This window comes from Pseudanabaenaceae cyanobacterium SKYG29, assembly GCA_025055675.1.
Taxonomy (GTDB): Bacteria; Cyanobacteriota; Cyanobacteriia; order Pseudanabaenales; family Pseudanabaenaceae; genus M5B4.
The window spans coordinates 140,012-163,015 of sequence record JANWWT010000003.1 but is presented as its reverse complement, the minus strand read 5'-3'; the positions used below and the strand labels follow the sequence as shown (position 1 = coordinate 163,015).

The 23,004-nt window shown below is 48.4% G+C and carries 25 protein-coding genes; 12 read left to right on the top strand and 13 right to left on the bottom strand.

Annotation, left to right across the window (positions count from 1 at the left end):
- Complete coding sequence (locus NZM01_07065; GenBank protein ID MCS6959794.1) at window positions 1-354, bottom strand: hypothetical protein; 354 nt, start codon at window positions 352-354, stop codon at window positions 1-3.
- A 61-nt stretch (window positions 355-415) separates the two neighbouring features.
- Between NZM01_07065 and NZM01_07060 the strand changes: the two genes are divergently transcribed.
- Both NZM01_07060 and NZM01_07055 read left to right on the top strand, forming a co-directional pair.
- Window positions 416-682, top strand: coding sequence for a PipX family protein (locus tag NZM01_07060; protein MCS6959793.1), 267 nt, complete (start codon window positions 416-418; stop codon window positions 680-682).
- Between the two features lie 14 nt (window positions 683-696).
- A complete protein-coding gene (locus tag NZM01_07055) occupies window positions 697-978 on the top strand; it encodes a hypothetical protein (GenBank protein ID MCS6959792.1) in 282 nt (93 codons plus the stop codon).
- Here NZM01_07055 and NZM01_07050 read toward each other — a convergent pair.
- On the bottom strand, window positions 975-1,316 hold the full coding sequence (locus tag NZM01_07050) for a hydrogenase maturation nickel metallochaperone HypA (protein MCS6959791.1): 342 nt from the start codon (window positions 1,314-1,316) through the stop codon (window positions 975-977). The two genes, NZM01_07055 and NZM01_07050, sit on opposite strands and share 4 nt — an antisense overlap.
- 66 nt (window positions 1,317-1,382) lie before the next feature.
- On the opposite strand from NZM01_07050, the gene NZM01_07045 reads away from it, so the two are divergent.
- Window positions 1,383-2,729, top strand: coding sequence for an Ig-like domain-containing protein (locus NZM01_07045; protein ID MCS6959790.1), 1,347 nt, complete (start codon window positions 1,383-1,385; stop codon window positions 2,727-2,729).
- Here NZM01_07045 and NZM01_07040 read toward each other — a convergent pair.
- Together NZM01_07040 and NZM01_07035 are read right to left on the bottom strand one after the other, a co-directional pair.
- On the bottom strand, window positions 2,726-3,448 hold the full coding sequence (locus tag NZM01_07040; GenBank protein MCS6959789.1) for a DUF4115 domain-containing protein: 723 nt from the start codon (window positions 3,446-3,448) through the stop codon (window positions 2,726-2,728). The two genes, NZM01_07045 and NZM01_07040, sit on opposite strands and share 4 nt — an antisense overlap.
- Before the next feature lie 45 nt (window positions 3,449-3,493).
- Window positions 3,494-4,198, bottom strand: coding sequence for an rRNA pseudouridine synthase (locus NZM01_07035; GenBank protein ID MCS6959788.1), 705 nt, complete (start codon window positions 4,196-4,198; stop codon window positions 3,494-3,496).
- Between the two features lie 3 nt (window positions 4,199-4,201).
- On the opposite strand from NZM01_07035, the gene NZM01_07030 reads away from it, so the two are divergent.
- The 4 genes from NZM01_07030 (at window position 4,202) to purS (ending at window position 6,910) form a co-directional block, all read left to right on the top strand.
- Window positions 4,202-4,843, top strand: a complete 642-nt coding sequence (locus NZM01_07030) for a histidine phosphatase family protein (GenBank protein MCS6959787.1) — start codon at window positions 4,202-4,204, stop codon at window positions 4,841-4,843.
- Window positions 4,843-5,442 carry an aminodeoxychorismate/anthranilate synthase component II gene (locus NZM01_07025; protein ID MCS6959786.1) on the top strand — a complete coding sequence of 200 codons (600 nt, stop codon included), beginning with the start codon at window positions 4,843-4,845 and terminating at the stop codon, window positions 5,440-5,442. Before NZM01_07030 ends, NZM01_07025 begins: the two co-directional genes overlap by 1 nt.
- A gap of 306 nt (window positions 5,443-5,748) precedes the next feature.
- On the top strand, window positions 5,749-6,639 hold the full coding sequence (gene menA / locus NZM01_07020) for a 2-carboxy-1,4-naphthoquinone phytyltransferase (protein MCS6959785.1): 891 nt from the start codon (window positions 5,749-5,751) through the stop codon (window positions 6,637-6,639).
- The gene (purS, locus tag NZM01_07015) at window positions 6,629-6,910 is read left to right on the top strand and encodes a phosphoribosylformylglycinamidine synthase subunit PurS (protein MCS6959784.1); all 282 of its coding nucleotides are present in this window, start codon (window positions 6,629-6,631) and stop codon (window positions 6,908-6,910) included. The genes menA and purS overlap by 11 nt, the downstream gene beginning before the upstream one ends.
- Here purS and NZM01_07010 read toward each other — a convergent pair.
- On the bottom strand, window positions 6,866-8,185 hold the full coding sequence (locus tag NZM01_07010; GenBank protein ID MCS6959783.1) for a 3-isopropylmalate dehydratase large subunit: 1,320 nt from the start codon (window positions 8,183-8,185) through the stop codon (window positions 6,866-6,868). The genes purS and NZM01_07010 overlap by 45 nt on opposite strands.
- Window positions 8,186-8,287: 102 nt before the next feature.
- Here NZM01_07010 and NZM01_07005 point away from each other — a divergent pair, with 102 nt between their 5' ends.
- Window positions 8,288-9,790, top strand: coding sequence for an FAD-dependent oxidoreductase (locus tag NZM01_07005; GenBank protein MCS6959782.1), 1,503 nt, complete (start codon window positions 8,288-8,290; stop codon window positions 9,788-9,790).
- A gap of 24 nt (window positions 9,791-9,814) precedes the next feature.
- On the opposite strand, the gene NZM01_07000 is transcribed toward NZM01_07005, so the two are convergent.
- Genes NZM01_07000 through efp form a run of 4 tightly spaced genes read right to left on the bottom strand, consistent with a single transcriptional unit; the run spans window position 9,815 to window position 12,036 of the window.
- Window positions 9,815-10,780: a hypothetical protein gene (locus NZM01_07000; protein MCS6959781.1), complete on the bottom strand. Its 966-nt coding sequence runs from the start codon at window positions 10,778-10,780 to the stop codon at window positions 9,815-9,817.
- On the bottom strand, window positions 10,780-11,022 hold the full coding sequence (locus NZM01_06995) for a hypothetical protein (GenBank protein MCS6959780.1): 243 nt from the start codon (window positions 11,020-11,022) through the stop codon (window positions 10,780-10,782). Before NZM01_06995 ends, NZM01_07000 begins: the two co-directional genes overlap by 1 nt.
- A gap of 3 nt (window positions 11,023-11,025) precedes the next feature.
- On the bottom strand, window positions 11,026-11,469 hold the full coding sequence (gene accB, locus NZM01_06990) for an acetyl-CoA carboxylase biotin carboxyl carrier protein (protein MCS6959779.1): 444 nt from the start codon (window positions 11,467-11,469) through the stop codon (window positions 11,026-11,028).
- Window positions 11,470-12,036 carry an elongation factor P gene (efp, locus tag NZM01_06985; GenBank protein MCS6959778.1) on the bottom strand — a complete coding sequence of 189 codons (567 nt, stop codon included), beginning with the start codon at window positions 12,034-12,036 and terminating at the stop codon, window positions 11,470-11,472. It lies immediately after the preceding gene.
- A gap of 107 nt (window positions 12,037-12,143) precedes the next feature.
- Here efp and NZM01_06980 point away from each other — a divergent pair, with 107 nt between their 5' ends.
- Both NZM01_06980 and NZM01_06975 read left to right on the top strand, forming a co-directional pair.
- The gene (locus tag NZM01_06980; GenBank protein ID MCS6959777.1) at window positions 12,144-13,028 is read left to right on the top strand and encodes a 2OG-Fe(II) oxygenase; all 885 of its coding nucleotides are present in this window, start codon (window positions 12,144-12,146) and stop codon (window positions 13,026-13,028) included.
- A 92-nt stretch (window positions 13,029-13,120) separates the two neighbouring features.
- Window positions 13,121-14,005, top strand: a complete 885-nt coding sequence (locus NZM01_06975) for a DMT family transporter (protein MCS6959776.1) — start codon at window positions 13,121-13,123, stop codon at window positions 14,003-14,005.
- On the opposite strand, the gene NZM01_06970 is transcribed toward NZM01_06975, so the two are convergent.
- Together NZM01_06970 and NZM01_06965 are read right to left on the bottom strand one after the other, a co-directional pair.
- On the bottom strand, window positions 14,002-15,117 hold the full coding sequence (locus NZM01_06970; protein MCS6959775.1) for a CO2 hydration protein: 1,116 nt from the start codon (window positions 15,115-15,117) through the stop codon (window positions 14,002-14,004). The two genes, NZM01_06975 and NZM01_06970, sit on opposite strands and share 4 nt — an antisense overlap.
- Before the next feature lie 23 nt (window positions 15,118-15,140).
- Window positions 15,141-15,746 carry a pseudouridine synthase gene (locus NZM01_06965; GenBank protein ID MCS6959774.1) on the bottom strand — a complete coding sequence of 202 codons (606 nt, stop codon included), beginning with the start codon at window positions 15,744-15,746 and terminating at the stop codon, window positions 15,141-15,143.
- Between the two features lie 23 nt (window positions 15,747-15,769).
- Here NZM01_06965 and larC point away from each other — a divergent pair, with 23 nt between their 5' ends.
- Window positions 15,770-16,927 (top strand): nickel pincer cofactor biosynthesis protein LarC, encoded by a 1,158-nt coding sequence (gene larC / locus NZM01_06960; GenBank protein ID MCS6959773.1) that lies wholly within the window; start codon window positions 15,770-15,772, stop codon window positions 16,925-16,927.
- On the opposite strand, the gene NZM01_06955 is transcribed toward larC, so the two are convergent.
- Window positions 16,898-17,710, bottom strand: coding sequence for a hypothetical protein (locus NZM01_06955; protein ID MCS6959772.1), 813 nt, complete (start codon window positions 17,708-17,710; stop codon window positions 16,898-16,900). The two genes, larC and NZM01_06955, sit on opposite strands and share 30 nt — an antisense overlap.
- A gap of 84 nt (window positions 17,711-17,794) precedes the next feature.
- Here NZM01_06955 and NZM01_06950 point away from each other — a divergent pair, with 84 nt between their 5' ends.
- The gene (locus NZM01_06950; protein ID MCS6959771.1) at window positions 17,795-19,177 is read left to right on the top strand and encodes a site-2 protease family protein; all 1,383 of its coding nucleotides are present in this window, start codon (window positions 17,795-17,797) and stop codon (window positions 19,175-19,177) included.
- Here the strand turns inward: NZM01_06950 and NZM01_06945 are convergent.
- Window positions 19,160-22,921, bottom strand: coding sequence for a GAF domain-containing protein (locus tag NZM01_06945; GenBank protein ID MCS6959770.1), 3,762 nt, complete (start codon window positions 22,919-22,921; stop codon window positions 19,160-19,162). The two genes, NZM01_06950 and NZM01_06945, sit on opposite strands and share 18 nt — an antisense overlap.
- Window positions 22,922-23,004: the final 83 nt, after the last annotated feature.

Below are 23,004 nucleotides of genomic sequence, written 5' to 3'. Positions count from 1 at the left end.
CTAGTAACGGGTTCCTAGGGGTGTGTCAGCGAACAAAAGGGGAGCAAGAGCAGCTGCTGTAGCCAGAGTAGTATCGCGGTTTTCCTCTAGGCTATAGAACTGGTCAAGACGGTCACAAAGTCCTGCGGGGGTAAGAGTCTGGACACCATGACTGATAATGTAGCTCTGGGCAGGCGATCCCCGAAAGGCAGCAAAAGCTTGTCGACAATAGCGGAGTTGAGTGTCCCCACTCAGTTTTTGCCACTCCCAGCCTGTAATTTGCCCACTGGGTATAACAGGTTTAGCTGCCGCCACATTGCCCCCTACTAGACAGAGCAACAGAATTGTAAGGACTTGACAAATCCAGCGTCCCATTGTTGTAAAATGCAATACTAATTACCTCATATACTACTGCGAATAGAGTTTAGTTTAACCCGTGACGGAAACCTATCTCAATCATCCTACCTTTGGTCTGCTGTCGCGCATCTGCGTTTTGGATGAGCAGCGCAGTTTATTTACCACTTTATATGCCCACCGCCTCTTTTTCATTATCACCACTGCCAATGGTACTACCCAGTTTGAACCCTTGACACGGGGGGATGCTAAGATGCTGGTGGAAACAAAGCTGCGCAATTTACGTCGAGAGGGTAATCACACTGACTTGGAAGAACTCCAACATATTTTTAAGCGCACTTTTGCCTAGGAGGAAGTAGGGGAATGATCAAACGATGGATAGGATTGTTGCTCTGGAGTATAGGGGGACTAGCCTGGGCACAGAGCGTCACGATTCAGGACACAAAAACGGAAGCACAAAAAGCCCTACAGGAACAGGTGATTGACTTGTCAGGGAGCAGAAGCCTCAATGAGTTAATTCACCGCGCTAACCTTGCCAATCGCCGATCGTTACAGCAGTTTCAGGCTGACCAGGAGGAGTCCTTTCAGGAAGCAGTGAAAGCTTTCCGCCAACAACAAAGGGAGAGATTACAAAAGCAGCCCTAGTCGACTGTTTGTACTTCTACATCGATCGTGCCAGGAGGAGCAATTCTGGTAAATTTCCCCTGGCGGACTTCTAGGGGTTCACCGCAGGCGGGACAGATAAAGGAGTGGTCTTTCATAGCCGTGGAGATATGACCGCACACAGGGCAGCTAGCGGTGACAACTCGTGTGCGCAACCAGATTTGTAGCCCCAGGAGCAGCAGGATTGGTGCCAGGACTAACAGCAGGAAAATAAATAGCAATGATTGCACCAGCCAACCTAGCCCCAGGGTACCCATGAGGGTTACAAAGAGGAGCAATCCGAGCCAGAAACGGATGCCATCAAGTTGATAGTAGGACATAGCTGTTTTCCCGCAATTTCATCTATCATAGCCCCTGGAGAATTAGGCTGACCAAATTAAGAAATTATGAAGCTTTTACCCCTCGATCGGGCAGTGCTGCTGGTGAGTTTACTACTAACAATAGCGATCGGGGTATTGGGGTGGCAGGGAGATCAAACTGTACCCCAGGTGCGGGAATTTACGTGGCACAATCGCCAAGTTACGGGGCAGGCGGAAATGTTTGTGATTACTTTCAGTCGCCCCATGGACACTAAAAGTGTGGAAACAAACCTGCAAATTACACCACCATTACCAGGGAAATTTAGTTGGGCAGGGCGGCGCATGGCTTATACCCTTACTAGACCAATTCCCTATGGACAAAAATTTGAATTAAGCATAACAAATGCCACCGATCGCTATGGCTCAACTAGGTTGACAAATCGTCGTCAATTAAATTTTAGCAGCAGTTTTACCTCTCCCGATCGGGCTTTTGCCTATATTGGCACCCAGGGGGAAGAAGCGGGTAGACTTGTGCTCCACAATTTGACACAAAATAAACACACAATTCTAACGCCAGCGGCACAGGTAGTCACTGATTTTAGAATTTATCCCGATCGTGCTCACATTTTATATACAGCGATACCTAGGGGGGAAACATACAATCTACTCGACCAGGAATTGTTTACAGTTACTACAGGCATCGGCAATGTTCCAGGGCAGGTAGATAAGATTTTAGACAACAGGGAATACCAAATTTTTCGCTTTGACTTAGCAGGGGATGGGAGCAAAATTGTGCTGCAGAGATTAAATCGATCGGTGCCTGGCAGTTATGGTCTTTGGCAGATTGCTGAGCAAAAATTAACACCCCTACGCCAACCACCAGGGGGAGAATTTATCATTGCCCCTGACCACAATTCCCTTGCCATTACCCAAGGGGAAGGAGTTGCCATTTTAGCATTGACAGAGGGAGCAGAACCCCTAGATTTCCTCCCCAAATTTGGCAATATTTTGTGTTTTAATCGCAATGGTTCCCAAGCAGCTATGGTTAAATTTAATAAGGACTATACCCGATCGTTATTTCTCGTCACCAATCAGGGACAAGAGCAGGAACTAATGCGCATTCACGGCTCATTCCTAGGCGGACAATTTGATTTCACAGGTAACCTGCTCTATCTATTACTGACAAATGTGGCACAAACCCAGCCTATTTATCAAGAACACCCCTACCTGGCAGTGATGGACTTGAGCAAGCAAAGAGTAACACAGATTCTCGATCTCAAGGGGCATAAAAACGTCAGATTTCACCTTGCCCCCGATAACCAGGCCCTTTTAGTGGCCACCGATACCTCTCCCCTTCAGATGGTGCAGGCAGATGCCCCCTATACCATCACCCAGCTGGACTGGTGGGGAAAACAACCCCAATGGTTACCCTAGGGCTGGGGTCTAATACCCTTGCGATCGAAGACAACTTCGACCACTTCCCCTTCCGCACCCAGTACCTGGGGAGGAGCCTGATTGAACTGCAACCGGACTGCTGCGGCATTGCCCACCCTTAAATTCAACTGTTGTGCTGCTGTCCAGGTCTGGCTAGTTCCCTCTGTTAAAATGCCTTCAAACAAAACATTGCCATCGGCGGTCACTCGCAGCCAGGATTCCCCTTGCATTTCCACCTTGACATTTACAGGAGCTAGGGCATTCGCAGGGGAAACAGGGGGTGACAGAGTCTGGGGTTGGGATTTCGTTTCGGTGACGGGGGGGCTAGTCCTAGCACGGCGGGGAAGGGGTTCCTGAAAAAACACAGCCAGCAGGCTGATCGAAGTAACCACGAGGGCTACATAGAGGGCGTAGAGATGCCAGGGGCGCAGTTCAGGTCTGCCCTGGGGCAAATCTTCTACAGGGGTTACAGCAGGCGGAAACTCATCGGCAATATCGACTATGCCTACAGCCTGACCGTACTTGCGGATAAACCCCTGGACATACACCAGTTCGGGTAGGTGGTCGAGGTTGCCCTCCTCGATCGCCTGCAAATGGCGTTTAGAGATCAGGGTTTCCGCTTGGAGTTGCTCCAGGGTGAGGTCTTTGGCTTCCCGCACCTGCCTTAGTTGTGCGCCGATCTCCGCTAATTTTGCCGCTAGTTCCACTTGGTTTGTCACTGCCCATTCCACGATCGCGCCTATTTCTAGCTTAGGAGATAGCGGTTAAATTGCCAAGATTTGACTAGGGGAGAGCACCCTATAGTGCCCACTAGGTATACCCGCGATGGAGAGATGTCCGATTTGGGTACGGTGTAACCTGACCACAGGATGCTGTAGTAGTGCTGCTACACGGCGGATTTGCCGATTGCGCCCTTCCCGTAATACTATGTATAGAAGGGTTTGCCCCCCCTGGTAATCCAGAATTTCTACGTCAGCGGGTAGGGTTAAACGATCGTCTAACATCACTCCTGCCCGCCATTGTGCCACTGTAGCAGTAGATACCTTGCCTCTCACCCAGACTTGGTAATGCTTGGGGATGTGGTGGCGGGGGTGAGTCCAGCGGTAGGTGAGGTCGCCGTCGTTGGTCAGTAACACAGCCCCACTACTGTCCCTGTCTAGCCTGCCCACGTAAAACAAATGGTGCAACCTAGTAGGGAGGAGGTCATAGATAGTTTTGCGCCTCTGGGGGTCATGGCGGCTACAGATTACGCCCACAGGTTTGTGGAGCAGGACGTAGCAGAGTTGGGGTAGCGGTTGTAGAGGTGCGCCATCAATTTCGATCGAATCCCGATCGGGGTCAGCGGTTGTCCCTAACTTGGTTACGATTTCCCCATTGACCCGCACTCTTCCTGCCAGAATCATTTGTTCAGCGCGGCGGCGGGAATTTACCCCATAGCGGGCTAAAATTTTCTGTAACCGCTCGGGCATACTATGTCTAACCTCACTCTCTACTTTTTACGGCACGGCGAAACCACCTACTCCCAGGTGGGGGGCTACTGCGGCAATCTCGATCCCCATCTTACTGAGGCAGGCACCGAGATGGCACAGGCATTTGCTGACTTCTATGCTGATTTCCCTTGGACAGCTATCTATGTCAGTCCTATGACCCGCACGATCGAGACTGCCCAACCCCTCTGTGACAGGATCGGCAAGGAGATGATTTTACGGCAGGGACTAAAAGAGATTGCCTACGGGGAGTGGGAGGGGATGATGCCAGAGGAAGTGAAAGAAAAGTACCACGATGCCTATTTGCTCTGGTTAGCTGACCCTGGCTGGAATGCTCCTGTGGGGGGAGAACGGGCGGTGGATATTGCGCGGCGGAGTGGAGCAGTGATCGCGGAAATTCAAGAGACATTTACTAGCGGCAATGTGTTAATTGTTTCCCATAAAGCCACAATTCGCATTATGCTGTGCAGTTTGCTGGGAATTGATGTGGGACGCTTTCGCGACCGCATTGCTATTCCCGTTGCTTCCGTCAGTATTGTGGAGATGGCAAAGCGTGGACCTCTAGTGCAGGTGATGGGCGATCGTTCCCATCTACCCCCCCATTTACGCCAAAGGGAAGGACACTAATGCTCATCGTCATTGACAATTACGACAGCTTCACCTACAACCTGGTGCAATATTTGGGGGAATTGCTGCCTGAATTTCCCCACCTCCAAAACATTCTGGTCTATCGCAACGATGCTGTCACGATCGAGCAGATAAAAGAGCTACAACCCCTGGGCATCATCATTTCCCCTGGTCCCGGACATCCCACCGAGTCGGGTATTTCTCTCGATGTGATTCAGCAATTGCGGGGACAAGTACCAATCCTGGGAGTATGTTTGGGTCATCAAGCCATTGGTCTTATGCACGGTGGACAAATTACCTCTGCCCCCACCCTCATGCACGGGAAGACTTCCCAGATTTTCCACAACGATCGGGGTGTATTGCAGGGGTTACCCAATCCCTTTATTGCCACCAGGTATCACAGTTTAGTGATTGACCGTAGCACCTTACCCGTCGAGTTAGAACTCACTGCCTGGACGGAAGATGGGACAATTATGGCAGTCCGTCATCGCTACTACCGCCATTTGGAAGGAGTACAATTCCACCCAGAAAGTATTTTAACGACGGCGGGCAAACAAATTTTACGCAACTTCCTACGAGCCACCAAGCCAGAGGGATAACCTATATCGAAAGGTAGTACAGGCGGGAAGTGCTCAGGTGCATGACCAGTTGTTAACTTGCCAGACTGCTTTATTGTCTTCTGCCACAGGACTTTGCTAATGCAGACACTTTTAAGTGTTACCAAGTAGCTTTAGCAGGACTTCTGTTCAATTTCTCTCTGCTTGTGTATTTCCGCTAACCACACTCACTTGGGCAAGTACACATGAGTTTTGCTATCTTTCCACTGTCCATAGAGATATATCTCAGTAACCATGCCCACCTAATCTTTCGGATATGATTCAATCATGAGAGATTACCAAGTTCTAATGTTAACAACCGATCGGCGTAAATTGTGGCAAGCAGCAATCAAGCTCCCCATGTACAGTGTGGCAGTGATGCCTATTGGTTTGGGTAGTGCACTGGCTTGGTATGATAAAGGGGTTTTCCATTGGCAGAGGCTAGTTTTGTTTTTGCTAGCAGCTGTTTTTCTGTTAGCCTGGGAGAATCTCTGTAATGATGTCTTTGATGCTGAGACAGGGGTAGATGAACATAAATTCCATTCCGTGGTGAAGTTGACAAATAACAAAACAATCGTTTTTACTATCGCCAATCTGTTTTTAGTCTTGGGTCTTTTATGTTTAGGTGGGTTGGTCTGGCAACAAGGGGATATAACTGTCCTGACCTTGGGTTTGCTCTGTTGTTTGTTGGGGTATGTGTATCAGGGACCGCCCTTTCGTCTGGGTTATCAGGGAGTAGGGGAAATCCTGTGTTTTTTGGCCTTTGCCATTGCTGTAGGCGCGGCTTATTACAGTCAGGGGCAGTCTTTTAGCCCATCTTTGTTTCTCCCCTCTGTTATCAATGGTTTGACTACTAGTTTGATTCTCTTTTGTTCCCACTTTCATCAGGTGGAAGACGATCGCAAAGCTGGCAAACTCTCCCCCATTGTGCGTTTGGGCACAAAACGATCGGCGCAGTTAATCCCCTGGTTCTGTGGGCTTATCTACGGCTTGGCACTAGTAGGTATTGGCGGAAAGATGTTGCCCTGGACAACGATCGGGATGTTGCTGAGCCTGCCCTTTGCCTGGCGACTAATTCAGGTGACTGCTAAGTACCATGATTGTCCGCCCCAGATTCAGGGCTGTAAGTTTATCGCCGTTGCGTTACACTTCTGGAGTAATTTAGGTCTAATTTTGGGTTTACTTTTCCATGCTCTATAAAGCCCGTATCTACGTCACTCTCCAAGAAGCTGTCCTCGATCCCGCTGGTACTGCTGTGCAAAAAGCTCTGCAAGAACAGATGGGTATCAAAGTCCCTGTAGTGCGCATTGGCAAATTCATTGTGGTTACTCTGGAAAGTGACGATCGTCCTACTGCCGAACAGACTGTCCACAAGATGTGTCAAGAATTTCTCGCTAACCCCGTGATTGAAGATTACTACTTTGAGTTAGAAGAACTCCCTGGGGTCAGTGATCTTGCCGGTGATAGCTGAAGCAGCCGCCGTAAAGGGGGAAGCCAGATAAATTTGTGCCTCTTTGCTCCCCATGCGCCCAGGAAAGTTGCGGTTGGTGGTGGAAACACAGACTTCTGCTTGGTTCATTCTACCAAAGGTATCTTTGGGACCTCCTAGACAAGCGGCACAAGAGGGGGCTGCTGGCTCAATACAACCCGCCGCTATAAAGATTTCCGCCAAAGTCATGTCGTCTATTTTCTCTGTGAATAGGTCATCATAGACCTTTTGGGTAGCTGGTACGAGATAGGTGGGCACTTTCACCTTCTGTCCCTTGAGTAACTTCGCAGCGTTGATAAAGTCTTCTGTTTTACCACCCGTGCAAGAACCAATATAGACCCGATCGATGGGTGTGCCCTGCACTTCCCTGACTGTCGCCCGATTATCAGGGGAATGGGGTTTAGCTACTACTGGTTCTAGCTTACTCACGTCATAAATCCTGTGGCAGTAGTAATTGGCATCCCTGTCAGGATAGAGAGGCTCAAACGACTTGTCTGTCCGCGCCCGCACATAGGCAAAGGTAGTTTCATCGGGGGGAATTATGCCATTCTTGCCACCCGCCTCGATCGCCATATTGCACAGGGTCATGCGCTCCTCCATGTTCATGGCTGTAATCGTTTCGCCATCAATTTCCAGGGCCCGGTAGGTGGCTCCCGCTACGCCAATATCCCCAATCACTTGCAAAATCAAATCCTTGGCTAACAGATAGGGGGGCATTTCCCCCACAAAGGTAAAGCGCATCGTCGCTGGTACTTTTAGGAGTAACTTGCCTGTTCCCATAACAAAGGCAGCGTCCGTATTCCCAATCCCTGTGGCAAATTCGCCAAATGCTCCCGCATTACAGGTGTGAGAATCAGTACCAAAGAGCACTTCCCCTGGTCTAGTATGTCCCTCTTGGGCAAGAGCAATATGACAAACCCCCTTGTAATCTGGATTAGCCTTGAAGTTACTCAGGTCCGTGATGTCATAGAAATACTTGATACCCTGCTCTTTAGCAAATTCCCGCAGAATTTCCAGGTTGCGATTGGCTCTGGCATCACTAGTAAAAATGTAGTGGTCGGGAATTAATACTACTTTTTCTGGGTCCCAGACTTTGGCATCGGCACCAAATTCCCGTTTGAAAACACCGATCGTGCCTGGACCGCACACATCATGGGTCATTAATAGGTCGGCATTCACCCAAATATTTTCCCCAGGAACGACATGACTACGACCAGAAGCCCGCGCTAGAATTTTTTCCGTCAATGTCATTCCCATATAGCCAACTTTTCTCCTACAAACTGCTGCAGTTATTATAGCCTATTTCCCTGGGGGTACTAGTGCCCCTATCCTAGCTTATGGAGAGGGTCGAGAATTGTTATGGGACGTACACCGCTGTGGCGATTCTTACGCCGTGCCTACCGTCTAGCTCGACGAGAAGCAGGAATTTCCCGACGACGCACTTTGCAGTTAGGATTATTTGCGGGAGGATTTCTCGCTACGAGTGCTTTACACAGTTGCAGCCAACCCCCTTGGGTGCGCCGAGATGACCCCATTTTGATTGTAGGGGCAGGAATAGCAGGGCTAACAGCTGCCTACCGTCTTTGGCAAAAGCAAGTGCCCATCAAAATCCTAGAAGCCAGCGATCGAGTAGGGGGACGGATTTTTTCCTTAAACAATGCCCTCAGTACAACCCAGACTGCAGAGTTGGGGGGGGAATTTATCAACAGTGACCACCAGAATATCCGTACTCTGGTGGAAGAGATGGAATTGGAGTTAGTGGACTTGTACAAAGCAGATGAAAAAGTAGAAGATGAAATTTGGTTTTTCAATGGCAAAAAGATCACTTTTGCTGATGTGGCACAAGCTTTTATGCCCCTCGCTCAACAAGTAGTGAAAGACCGTGCTGCTATCGGGGGTTATTCCTACCAACATTCTAACCCCATAGCCCAAAAACTCGATCGTTTATCGATCGCTGACTATCTCAAACAATACACCCGTAATCCTGTTCTAGAAGAGCTATTGTCTGTTGCCTACACGATCGAATACGGCAGAGAAGTGGAAGAGCAGAGTAGTTTTAATTTAATTGTGCTCCTAGGGGATGATGAAGAGTCAGCAATTTTAGGTGAGAGTGATGAACGGTACACAATTAGAGGCGGCAATCAACAACTACCACAACGGTTAGCGGAAAAGCTGAGTAACTTTATAGAGCTGAATTCCTACGTGGAGTCCATTCGACGATCACCAGATGGTCGTTATCAAGTAAGTTGGCGCAGGGATAATGCTAGTAAGCAAAGTAGTTTTTCCCGTGTAGTTTTAGCTATACCGTTTACAGTCCTAAGAACAATAGACTTGCGAGTGAATTTACCACCCCTCAAACTGCGAGCGATCCGAGAATTGGGCTATGGCTATAACGCCAAGTTGATTACTAGTTATCGGGAACGCCTATGGCGGACAAAGTATCAATCTAACGGCAAGGTCTATACAGATTTGCGCTGGCAACACACTTGGGAAACAGGAAAGTATGCCCCCACCACCACAGGATTAATCACTAACTACATGGGCGGTAATCGCTGCCTCCAACTATCTACTAATCCGTCCCAAGAAGCCCAAGCCTTTTTGCAGAGTTTCGCCACAGTTTTCCCCGGCATTGACCAGGTTTACCATCAATCTCTCCTCATTAATTGGTATAAGTTACCCCTCGCTCGTGCTTCCTATTCAGGGTATTTAGTGGGGCAAACCACTCTATTTGGTGGTATTGAGGGCGAACCCTTCCAGAATCTATTTTTTGCTGGTGAACATTGCTCCCCTGACTACCAGGGCTACATGGAAGGAGCTTGTGCCTCAGGCAATCGAGTCGCAGAACTAATCCCAACTAGCTAAAATCTCTCCCATAATCAGTTTGTACTAGGGAACTGATATTTTTAGGCGTACTCTACCCATTTCTTCTGGGGGAGTCCAATTCTTGAGCAGCTCTGTCCAAGGGGTACTGTCACCCCCCTCTACTGTTACCGCCGCAACTTTGCCTGCCTCGATCGTGACATCGATCGTTACCTGTCCTGGGGGTGGAGACTGGGACCGCAGATAGGTCAGCAGGCTGTCAGAGAGAATTTCCGAGGTAGCAATTTCTACCGTGAGAGAAGGCGGGGGTGGGCTGGCTATGTCATGCATACTAGCGATCGGTGGCATGGCTGTAGTTTCGGGGGCTGGCTCACTGAGACCACGATTAACAGAGCTGGGTTCTAGGGGAGATTCTACTTTTTCTGCGGGCGGGGGAGCAGGGGGACGGGGGTAGACACGGATGGGGGGCAACTTCTTGGTTGATGGTTGAGTTTGGGGCTGGGGACTGGGGGAGGGAACTTCCCTTACCACTATGGGAGGAGAGGGAGCAACTTCAGCCGTAGGAGCTGGGGCAACAACCACAGGGGAACTAGGAGCTAGGCGCGGTGAGCGAGAGGCTAACCACATTCCTGCTACTGCTCCGATCGTGAGGGAGGCAATTGCCACTGCCGCAGTTTTTAGAGTTTCCCACGGTTGTCTGCCCTGGACTACAGCAGGTAGTAACAAGACTTCTGCCCTGAGAGCCTCGATCGCGTCACTGACATCTACCAACTGGGCACTGCTGAGTTTCAAGCCTAACAGGTGATGGTACTCAGGTAAATCTGTCCCCTTAAGAAAATTCTGCAAATAGATGTCGATGACCTGTATCAGGTCTGCCAAGCGGGCTAAGTCTCCTGCCAAGACTTGGTTGTCACTAAAACTCAACCTAAAGCCCAGTTTTTGCGGCACTAACCGATCGTTTAGCACTAATTCCTCTTCCCACCAAACCTGGAGGACACAGGAGGGCTGCACATAGGAACGTTCTTGCCGCACTACTCCAGAGGTTGACGATTAGAATGGGCTAATTCTTCCGTTACCGCATCAATAGCGGCGTTCAATTGGGCAATTTTTTCCTCTAGGGTACGTGCCACGTCCTTTGGTTCGGTTTCCTGATTTTCTCCCTCCTCTTCTACCCCCGCTGCACGCCAGTTAAGGGCGACAATAGCCCCGATCGTTGCTCCTATAGCCGTCCCCAGGAAGAATCCCCCCCAGAAGTTGTCCCCCTTACCTGCCATAGGCTAGACCTCAATGCGCATCAATACCTGACCAAACTCGATCGGCTGGGCATTTTCCACCAGAATCTCGGCTATGCGCCCCGATACCTCTGCTTCAATTTCGTTCATCAGTTTCATAGCTTCTATGATACAGACTGTTTGCCCCTTTTTCACCACTTCACCCACCTCTACGAAGGGAGGCTCACCAGGAGCAGGGGAGCGGTAAAAAGTCCCCACCATAGGGGAGACCACATCCACTAACTTGCGGCTATCAGGTGTAGGGGGAGAAGGAGCGGTTTCCGCTACAGGGGTGGGGGCAGGCGCAGCCCTGCTTGGGACAGCAACGGCAACCGTCTCACTTTTGCGCACCTGTAGTTTTAGGTCCCCCGACTCTAAAGTCAGTTCCGTGATGTCCGTCTCGTTGAGAATTTTCAGTAATTCCCGTAGCTGGTCTAAGTTCCAATCCACCTAATTTTCCCGTCCTAGATAAGAATCATCCCGTGTGTCAATCTTGATCCGATCCCCCACATTGACAAACAAGGGTACAGAGATTATAGCTCCCGTTTCTACCTTGGCAGGTTTGCTGCCACCCGTAGCCGTATCCCCCCGAACGCCAGGGTCAGTCTCAATTACCTCCAAGACAACCGTGTTGGGCAGTTCCACATCGATCACTTGGTTATTTTTGTTCCAGCGCACCACACTGACTTCCATGCCCTCTTTGATGTACTTGACCTTGGGACCAATTTGTTCGGCGGTGAGGGTAGCTTCTTCGTAGGTGTTCATGTCCATAAATACATAGTTTTCTCCGTCCTTGTAGGTGTGTTGCATCACACTTTTTTCCAGGATGGCTTGGGGCACCATTTCCCCAGCGCGGAAGGTCTTTTCTAACACACTCCCCGTCTGGGCGTTTTTTAACTTGGTGCGCACGAAAGCTGCTCCCTTGCCAGGCTTGACGTGGAGAAACTCCACTACTTTCCAGACGCTGCCATCTATTTCTACGGTTGTCCCAGGGCGCAAGTCGTTACTAGAAATCATGGTGCTCATACTGATCTTAGCCTCAGTATCTTAGCAAAAAAGGTGAACGCTATAGCAAATGTCTGCCTAGTTGGTAAGATCAAACTGTTTCGGTACCCGTTGCTGCTATGAAGAGTGCTGCTCATGCCAAATCTTTTGCCCATCCTACTAGGGCTACCGCTGCCCCCGTTGACCTCCAGCGACTGCTCCAGCAATTGGAGTTGGTACAAAAGTTTGCCAAAGAAGGGTTTTGGTTGACCACAGTTGAGCTAAGTAATTTATTGGAAATTGACCCCCAACAATTGCAGGGACAAAGACAGTTTGCCTGGCGCAATTTTGTCTGCCATTTAGTGCAAGGGGAATTTTGGCAGATTTCCCCCATAGGCGCTCTTGTGCCCAAAACAACTCCTAAACAGGAAAACAAGATATTCCCCTCTGTCTATGCCCAGATTGAGAATTTTCTTACCCATGCCCAGTGGCAGGAATTGCTGGAGTTTGTCTATACCCAAGAAAGTAATTTTGTCCCCACCTCTACCACTACAGGGGAGTCGGATTACCGCCGCTCTATGATTCTCTACCACTTCCCTCGATTTAGTGACCTCATGCTCCAACGGGTCAAACAAATTTATCCCCATGTCCTCACCTATTTGCAGCATCCCTACTTTGAGGTGAGCACGATCGAGTGTCAGTTGACTATGCACAATGACGGCAATTATTATCGCATTCACAATGACAATGGCAGCCCTGACTGTGCTACACGGGTACTAACTTATGTGTACTATTTTTATCGAGAGCCTAAGGGATTCACGGGGGGGGAACTGCGTCTGTACAATATGAAGGAAGAAAATGGTTATTTGGTCGCAGCTGACTCCTATACTGATATTCAACCATTGAATAATAGTGTTGTCTTTTTCCTCAGTAGCGTGATGCATGAAGTTTTACCTGTCCGCTGTCCTAGTCGCCTATTTGCTGACAGTCGGTTTACTATCAACGGTTGGCTGCGCCGAGCTTGATCTTTCTGGGGTGGGAGAGGAATTTCTATCTGGGAGTGAAGTAAAATTTGCGTATATTTTGTTACCATAGCCCCTGAATTCTGTAACATTTTATGACATTTCTTGGGGATTTGCGGGGGCAACTGGCGGCATTATCAGCGGCATTTCTTTGGGCGGCAGTCTCCATTTATTACACCCGCTTAGGTAAGCAACTTTCTCCCCTAGTATTAAACTTGGCAAAGGGTATTGTTGCTCTCTTTTTGTTTGCTGTCACGATCGTTGGGCGGCAGGAATCCCCACCTGTGGTGCCTTGGGAGACTTGGCTATTTTTGGCTTTGAGTGGTATAGCGGGGATTGGCATTGGTGATACGGCTTTTTTTGCTTCTTTGAATGCCTGGGGTGCCAGGCGCACTTTACTGATGGATTCCCTCTCCCCTGGTATGACGACAGTGTTGTCCTGGTTATTTTTGCAAGAACAGCTGGGAACAAAGCATTTGTTAGGAATTGCTCTGGCAATCAGTGGCGTGGCGATCGTGGTGGGCGACCGCAGTGCGGGCAAGGTGGATCAGACAGACCAGCTCAGGGGACTGGGATATGGCTTGCTGTTCGTCCTAGCACAGGCGATCGGGGTGATCCTGTCACGGGCAGCTTTGGCGGGTTCGGCAATTTCCCCGCTGTGGAGTACGACAACCAGACTGACAGCAGGGGTAGCAGTGTTACTAGTGTGGACAGTGGTGCAACAATCAGCAAAACCAAAATGGGACCGCGAAACGGTGGGGGGTGTGGTAGTTGCTGCTTTCTTCAGCACTTATCTGGGCATTTGGCTACAACAGACTGCGTTGAAATTTGCCCCCGCTCCTATTGCTCAATCCCTCAGCAGCATGGGACCTGTATTTATTTTGCTCATCGGTTGGTGTCTGGGAGAAACCGTCAATTACCGTTCTTGGGTCGGAGTCGCCTGTGCCGTGGCAGGGGTAGTCCTCCTCCTGCAATCCTAACTGGTTTGGACACTTAACAGACGGGAAGCATACAAGCGTTGTAACCAACTGTGGAGATAAGCGCGATTCTCTGCTCTGGCTTGGGGGTCAGTAGTATGAATGGGATGGGGAGCTAATCCCACAATTGCTGCTGTCGTCACGCAAAACATGGACTTTTGAAAGGAAATGCAGATTTGAATCCGTTCATCCTTGCCCTGGCGGTTGTTTTGCCGATAGTAGTTGCGCAGATACTCAGGTAAGAAATGACGCATGTCCTGCATTAAGAGGGTGGGGGGAATACCAGCACCCCCGATCGGTAAGGGGTCGGCATAGAGAGCGCCGTAGTTAAAGTCCCCTAGGTTGGGGGAAATGGCATGGACTTGGGCATTGTAGCTCACGGTACCGCGGAAGGGAAACGATCGGAAAAATACTGCTTCCACATAGGGCACGGCGGCATCCATAAGGAAAGTAGCTCCCACCGCCTGGGGCAAAATCTCGTATTGTTTACCCTTGATCTCCACCTGGTAGAAGATGGGCTTATCGGCTGCCTCCACCAAACCTTGCAAAATATGTTGCACTACTTGGGGAATTGTGGTTATTTCCCCCCGATCGTAACGGTTGCTCAAAGTGAGAAAAATAGGGGACATCACTGACCAAAACTGACCCAGGACACTGTAGTAAACCAGCATCCGCACCTGCTCTAACCACAAAGGACTCAAACCTCTGCCCACTAATTGCCCAAACTTAGCGGTAATTGCCCTCTGGGCTAGCTGTTGGAATTCTTCTGTATCTAAAAACCGATCGACCTTGCCCCCCCCATGGACTAGCATTGCCCGCATACAGTATTCAGCAAATTCGTAATTAATGCGATCGTGGCACCAATGTCGCCAAAGCTTTGCCCAGGAAAATTCGCCATTGAAATATTTGAAGAAGGGAAATATCTCTAGAAATTGGTGTTGGGCAATGTAGCAGAGATTACGCCAATAGGCATCTAGGACTACCCCATAACTTTTGAGAATACCCACTACTTCCATCACATTCTGGGGTGAGTCGGGTAGAAGAGCACCTCCTTGTTCTAATCGTGCCAGGATAACTTCAAGTTCACCGATCGGTTTTGTCTGGGTAAGGGGCATAGCATGGTAGCATCTCTGTTCGTTTATTTTGCCATACTTCCTGAGGCAGAACGGAGACAGGCAAGTTCCACAGAAGACAAATCCCGCCATTGTCCTGGGGGCAGGTCACCCAACTCCAAGTCACCGATTTTTACCCGCACTAATCGCAAAGTCGGCAACCCCACCTGGGCAGTCATACGGCGAATCTGGCGATTTTTCCCCTCCACGATCGTAATTTGCAACCAACTGGTGGGAATATGGGCACGGTAGCGGATGGGGGGAACACGATCGGGTATGTTTACTTCTATTGGTTCCACATGGGCAGGGAGGGTGTGATAGAGTTTGCCCTTAAAGTTGAGGGTGACACCCTGGCGTAGTTGTTCTATTTGGTGGGGTTGGGGGATACCTTCCACTTGTACCCAGTAGGTTTTGGGATGCTGGAATTTGGGGTCAGTGAGGCGGTGTTGTAACTTGCCGTCATTGGTCAGCAGGAGAAGACCTTCGCTATCTTGGTCTAGTCTACCTACGGGATAAACAGCGGGAACCCGAATGTAGTCCTGCAAAGTGCGATCGTTAGTCGGAGTAGGAGTGAACTGACAAATTACCCCGTACGGCTTGTGCAAGACTAAATAGCGGTAACGTTGTATCATAGGAAGACTGACGGACCTGATACATGAAAATAGCTTACTTTGATTGTCCGACGGGCATTGCGGGGGATATGTGCCTAGGGGCGCTGTTGCACTGTGGGGTACCCTTCGATTATCTCCAGAGTGTGCTGACCAGTCTAGGTATGGCTGAGGCAATTAAAATTACTCCCCAAACAGTTCGGCGCCAGGGACAAGCAGCTACCTATGTGCAGGTGGATTTTCCCCACCAGGAGTATCACCACCACCGTCATCTAGCAGAAATTCAAGAAATTATTAACCGATCGGACTTACCTGACCCCGTCAAAACCAACAGTCTCCAGGTTTTTCAGGAACTGGCAGCAGCAGAAGGCAAAGTCCACAACGTTCCTCTAGAACAAGTCCATTTCCACGAGGTAGGGGCGCTAGACGCTATCTTGGATATTGTGGGTACCTGTGCAGGGTTGCACTGGTTAGGGGTAGAAAAAATCTACAGCTCCCCCCTGCCCAAGGGAGGAGGCACTGTCCAGTGTGAACATGGGCGCTTACCTGTCCCCACGCCCGCCGTTTTGCAGATGTGGCAAACACACCGAGTCCCGCTCGTGGATAACGGCATCCCCAGGGAGCTAGTTACTCCTACTGGCTGTGCGATCTTGACCGGTTTGGGGGCCCAGTTTGGTGAGTTTCCCCCGATGCAAATCGATCGTTTAGGTCTCGGTGCAGGCACCCAGGAATTGCCCATCCCCAATATTTTGCGCCTTTTGGTAGGTGAGGCTTTACCAACACTGGCACGGGAGACAATTACAGTATTGGAAACCCAGGTAGATGACCTCTCCCCCCAAGTGATTGCCTATACGGCGGAAGAGCTATTACACCATGGGGCATTAGATGTCTTTACCCAAGCCGTAGTGATGAAAAAGGGGAGACTGGGCACTTTGATTACCGTCCTATGTTATCCCGATCGTGCCGCTGTGCTGGAAGCAATTCTTTTTCGGGAAACTTCCACCCTCGGCATTCGTCGCCGTCAGCAAGAGCGCACCATCCTAGAACGGGAACACAGTCAAGCTGAGACCCCCTGGGGTAAGGTAGGCGTAAAGATTGCTCACCGCCCTGGTCGTGTCACCCGTCAACCCGAATATGAAGACTGTGCTCGCCTTGCCCGCAGCCACAATGTGCCCCTAGGAGATGTTCTCCGTGCCCTTGAGTAGGCGAATTTGTGCCACTAGAAAAATCACAGGAATGATGCGACTGTAGTTGGTAGCAATGCCCCGCCAACCTAAATCCGCTAGGAACAGTAGCCATAGAGCTGGTCCCATAAAGGCAAAAATGCCCCTCACCAAGCCATAGTGAGCGGTAGCAATAGCCATCCCCCGTTTTGCCAAAGCGGCTGTCACATAAGCTTGGAGCCGTTGGGCGATTGCCATTCCCCCTGCCTTAAGAGCTTCCCGACTGACCTGATACCTAGCAAAATACCAAGCCACCTTCTTTGCCAACAAATGCAAAACCATCGGCTGCACGATCGTTGTGAATGCCAGTACCCCTGTCCCCTTGGCGGCTAGAGCGGCTAGTTGTGGATTGCCCCCTGTCTTGATCACCCGCACTAGATCAGCTTGCACCTCCTGGCGCTCTGAGGCTGGTAACTTTTCTATACTGCGGTGCCACAAATGTAGGTACAACTCGGATTCCAGTTGGGACGTAGAAGCTGTGGGTTGGGGGCGCATTTGCAAATAAAAGAACACCCGGTGTAGGACATCGCGGTACTGGAGTTGGTTGGTTTTGCCCCGCAGCACCGTCATACCATCAGCAGCCAGAAACTGGAACCGCTGCACAATTTTAGCGATCAACTCCCCCCGCTCCAGGCTTTGCACCTCAAGCACAGGGGGTAAGGTCCAGTGATCGAAGGGATTGAAACCCCGTTGGAAGAGAATATGGGCAATCTGGCACAGTTCTTCATCACTGGCAAGGTGAAGCGCAGCCACAAAATCATCCATAGGTACTCCTTAAGGATTAGTTAATTTTGCCCAACAGCTACTAAATTTTAAGTTACGATAAATTGGTTAAATCAAGGGTAGCAGATGTTAACAGAATACCTAGTACCAATTTTCCTACTGTTGTCTACCCTCACGCTCCTAGGATGGCACTACCTAAGGGGGAAGGGCATAGGCAATTGGCAGCAGATACTGGTAATTCTTCTGCCTGGTATTGGTTATTTTGTCCTGAGTTTAGGGGGCATTCATATCAACCCAGAGCTGTTTCTACCCCTTTGTTTAATTGCCATTGGTATTTACATTTTGTTAGGAAACTATCCTCCCCCTAGGGAAGCAAAGGAGGTCAAACCGATGGTGACAACCAACCCGATCGAGAACAAAGACGACCTCAAACAACTGCAGGGAATTTTTGGCATAGAGTCCTTTTATCCTACCTCTTCCCAGCCCTTTCGGGATGGTTATCTGTTCAAGGGAAATTTACGCACGGAGCCAGAGCTTGCCTACAAACAGTTATCAACCAATTTAGAGGAGAAGTTTGGCAATAAATATGAGCTATTCCTGGTAAACGGTCAGGATGGCAAACCGATCGTGATTATTTTACCCCCCCAAACTATTCCTGAGCAGCCCTGGTGGCAAAATGTAGCAGCAGTTGTCCTGTTGGTGCTGGGAATTTTCAGTTCTGGTGTGGTAGCGGGGGAGTTTTTACATTTAGATTGGAGAGAGCATCCCCTGCCAATTTTGGCCTACAGTTTAGGAATAATTTTGTTCTTAGGAGCGCGGGAAATTACTCAGCGCTATATTGGTCGTCAAGCCAATCTCAGCATTACTCCCCCTTTTCTCCTACCCTCGTTACAGCTAGGCGCATTTGGTTTATTCAGTCGGGTTTTATCTCCTTTCCCCAATCGCAAAGTGCTATTTGATTTTGCGGCTGCCCCTGCCATAACTGGTATAGTTATATCGACAGTTTTGTTGATGTGGGGATTAGGGCTGACTCCTAATTTAGACCAGGGGATTGAGGTTCCTAGTCAGATATTTCAAACTTCAATTTTGGTGGGCACGATCGCTAAGTTACTCTTAGGTAAATCCCTAGCTACAACTTTCATTGTTGTCCATCCCCTGGTGCTTTTTGGTTGGTTAGGGATGGTAATCACTGCCCTTAATTTATTACCCGCAGGGCAACTAGAAGGGGGACGGATTATGCAAGCGATGTTTGGTCGCCAGGTGGCGGGATGGGCAACATTAGTGACGCTGTTATTTCTAGCAGCTGCCTCCATTATTAATTCCCTCGCTTTATACTGGGCAGGTCTAATTTTCCTCCTACTTAGAGACCAAGAACGCCCTATGCACGATGAATTGACAGAATTAGATAACGATCGGGATGCCCTGGGCTTATTTCTCCTGTTTTGGACAGCGGTTACTCTGTTACCAATGAGTGGAGAAGTGGCAGATTATTTAGGTATCGGCGGTTGAAGTAAAGTTGGGCAAGACCAGGGTAAATACCGCGCCATTGTCATTGCGGTAACTAATTTTTCCCTCTAGTTGCTCCGTTAGGTCAGCGACTAAAATCATGCCCAGAGTCTTGGCTCTGTGGATATCCAAATCAGCAGGTAGCCCCACCCCATTATCTGCTATGACAATCTCGATCCCTGTGTCAGTCTGGGTGACTTGAATTGTAAATTTACCCCTACCCTCAGGAAAAGCATACTTGATTGCATTAGTGATGAGTTCATTCAGAATTAAGCCCAGAGGAATCGTCTTTTCCAGGGGGATACTAATGTCAGGAATCTCTAACACCGTTTCTATATGTTTCGATCGCTCTTGGTAGGTACCAAAAATTGTCTGTACCAACCTGTGGACATAATCTCGCATATTGATGGCAGCGAAATTATCAGTTCTGTAGAGTTGTTCATGGACAAGTGACATGGCATAAATTCGGTTTTGCGCATCATCAAGAACAGGCAAAAGCGCCTTATCCACTTTGCGGGACTGCATCCGCAGAATACTGGACATAATTTGCAAATTGTTTTTCACACGGTGGTGTACCTCTTTAAGCAAGGCATTTTTCTGGCGCAGTTCCGATTCCATTTTGTAGTAAAAAGTTAAGCGATCGATGGCTAAGCCTAACTGGCTGGTAATCTGGGTCAGTAGTCTAATCGTGGTAATATTCCATTTAGTGGGCAAACAATTAAATACAATAACAAACCCCCAATTCTTGTTATTTTGGATAAGGATAGGCAGGATAAGCTTATGACTATCTTGATAGTAGTTACCCTGGTTAAATCCCACTAGGAGTGTATCACAGTCAATTGCAGTAATGGGACTATCGCTGGGGGACTGAAAAGAGCGAATAACTTTACCATCTCTGACCTGTACAATGGAGACCCGATCTGCTTCTAAGAAGTGCCTAATTTCCGTTGCTGCTAGGATTAAAATTTCGTGAATGCTACCCGACCAGCGCACCTGCTCTGAAATTAAATTGATGAGCTGCTCCTGTTTTAGTCTCAGTTCTAGGACTTGATTTAATTCAATTAACTGATTAACTTGTCTTTCCAGACGCTGATAGAGATCAGCCTGTTTAATCCCCAGGGCTAGAGAGCGACTAATGCGCTCTAACAGTTTGATTTCCGTGGGCTGCCAAACCCGCTCCTGGTCGCACTGATGTAAAATTAATAAACCCCACAGTTGTTCAGCCAAAATTAGACCAATCACCACTACCGCTTTTACCCCCAAGGAGTTCATAAATTCTCCTAGACAGGGAGTCCGCACCTCAGTCGGATTATTAATAATAGAAATTCTCCCTTGGACAAAGGCGCTGTAACAGTCAGGGGGAAATACTTCTGGATTAAACCGCATACCCAACAAACTGGGGGTATGTTTATCTACTGCTTCTGCCAGAACTTGTCCCGTACCATCAGGCATAAGTTGATAAATCAATACCCTATTTGTTTGCACTAAGTCTCGCACCTCCTGCACCGTCGTTTGTAACATTGTTGTTAGCTCAATGGTGTTGCGAATCCGATCGATAATTTTATTAATTAATTTATCTTGTTCATACTGTGTTCTCAGCAGCAGTTGGGATTCTAGGAGGGCATTAGTACGATTGAACACTATTTCCTCTAGCTCATCATTTAAGCGTATTAATTCCTGCTGCATGGATATACGACTCATGGTTGCCTGATAGTTTTTAATCCCTACCGTCAGTTGATCAACGATCGTTTGCATAAACTGTTGCACTTCTTCTGTTAGGATTACAGATGCACTAGTTTGCAGGGTCAAACACCCCCATAATTTATCATCTATCTTAATTGGTACCAGCAATCCCTGTTGATCAGCCTCAGTAAGTGTGGTGATTTCTCCTTCTAGCAATGAAGCCTCGACTGCAGTAGTGGGATTAATGTAGTTTGTACAGCTAGGAGGATAAAGGGACTGTTTAGACCAGGTAGAGGTTTGGCTATCATACTTTTGAATAGTGACGATATTCCCCTGATAAAACCTGCCAATTTCTGTAGTGACATAGTCAAAAACTCTCTCTATCTCTACGAAGTCTTTAATACAGCTAGCAATCCGATAAAGGAGCTGAGACTGGGCGAGTTGCTTCTGTAAATTATGGTATAGGTTGGCTTGATAAATAGCTATCCCTAATTGTGTACTGACAGTAGCTAAGCATTGCCTGTCTCCCTCTGTCCACTGCCGTGGTTGTTGCTGCTGGATAAAAATGCCCCCCCATAGTTGTTGACCGCACCATATCCCCACTACCATCTGCGCTCTAATCCCTTGGTCTAGTAAAAATTGTCTGTAGCTACTACTGTAGCCAGAATTAGTAATATCGCTGCTTGTCATTACTGCATTCGGCTGCCAAACATGCTCCTCTATACACTGCAGACAAATATGTTGCGCTACTGCTTCTATGCCCTCCCCTACTGTGGCACTAACTAGTGTGGCAATGCCATGACTTTGAAATTCATATGCCAACACCCGATCGCACTGCCAATAGCCATGCAGCAGTGGTAAAACCTCAGTTAAAAATTCCTGGTAATCCCGATTACGCAGTAATATATTAGCGATCGTAGCAATTAAATTATCCTGCTTTCTCTGCTGTTCCAATTCCTCCTGGGCAAGTTTTTCAGTGGTAATATCACGGCAGGTTATGACTACACCCAAAACCTCTTTCCTGTGATTGCGATAGGGGGAATAGGTAACACTGATGTAACGACGACCTACACGGGGATAATTAAACCAATCAGCAAATGTGACAAATTCTCCCTGTAAGCAGCGCTCTAACTTGGGCTTTACTTTGTTAAACTGTTCTGCACCAATTATGTCAGGGAAATAAGCATGGATTACTTCTTCTGCTGACTTGTCAAACTTGGCTAAAAAGAGATTGTTAGCAAACTGAATGATGTAATCCCGATCGAGATAAACAACAGCATCAGAAATGGACTGAAAGATGTTAGTAAATTGTTCTCTGCTTTTTTTCAGAGCTATTTCCACAGCTTTTTGATAGCTAATGTCTTTGGCAATATAGATATAGTATTCCTGACCTTCTATTTCTAGGGCAGTTACTATCACTTCCGCATCATAGGTAGAACCATCCTTGCGATGATGGACTGCCTCGTAGACATTGGCACCAATATTACTGGATCGGATACGGTCTCTAATTGCTGGCTCCCAGTCTTTCGGTGTTAGTTGTAGTAACTCCGTCATAGTGTAACCGAGCATCTGGGCCAACTTAAGGTTGGCTTCAATCACCCGATCGTTATGCAAAATAGCTACACCATTGAGAGAACTATTGAGAATAGCTTGAATGCGTTTAGAGAGATTTTGCTTTTGCTGTTCCGCTTCCCTTTGGGCAGTAATGTCCTGGCAAGTAATTACAACAACTACTACTTCCCCGTTGTCATTACACTTGGGAATAGCATCCATCAAAAACCACTTTTTATGGGGTTGATTGATCCCCAAAATAGCTTGGCGTACAGGTTGAGCAGTATTGATAGCTTGATAGAAAGGCAATTGTTCGGGCAATAATGGTATGCCATCTATCCCCACCACGCTGTTATGAAAGGCAGGATGACCAACTATCTTCTCGGCGGACACTCCCAATAATTGACAACCCCACTCATTAACCCACAAAACTGTGCCCAGAACGTTGATAACAAAAACACCAAGTGGTATTTTTTCCCACAGTTCAATATCAAGCAATTCCTTAATGTCCATTGCAAGTAGTTAGGTGGTGCATCTGTTATTTTAGCCTAGACATTATCTTGTTAACTGGAAGTAAAAGTTATATCATAACTCAA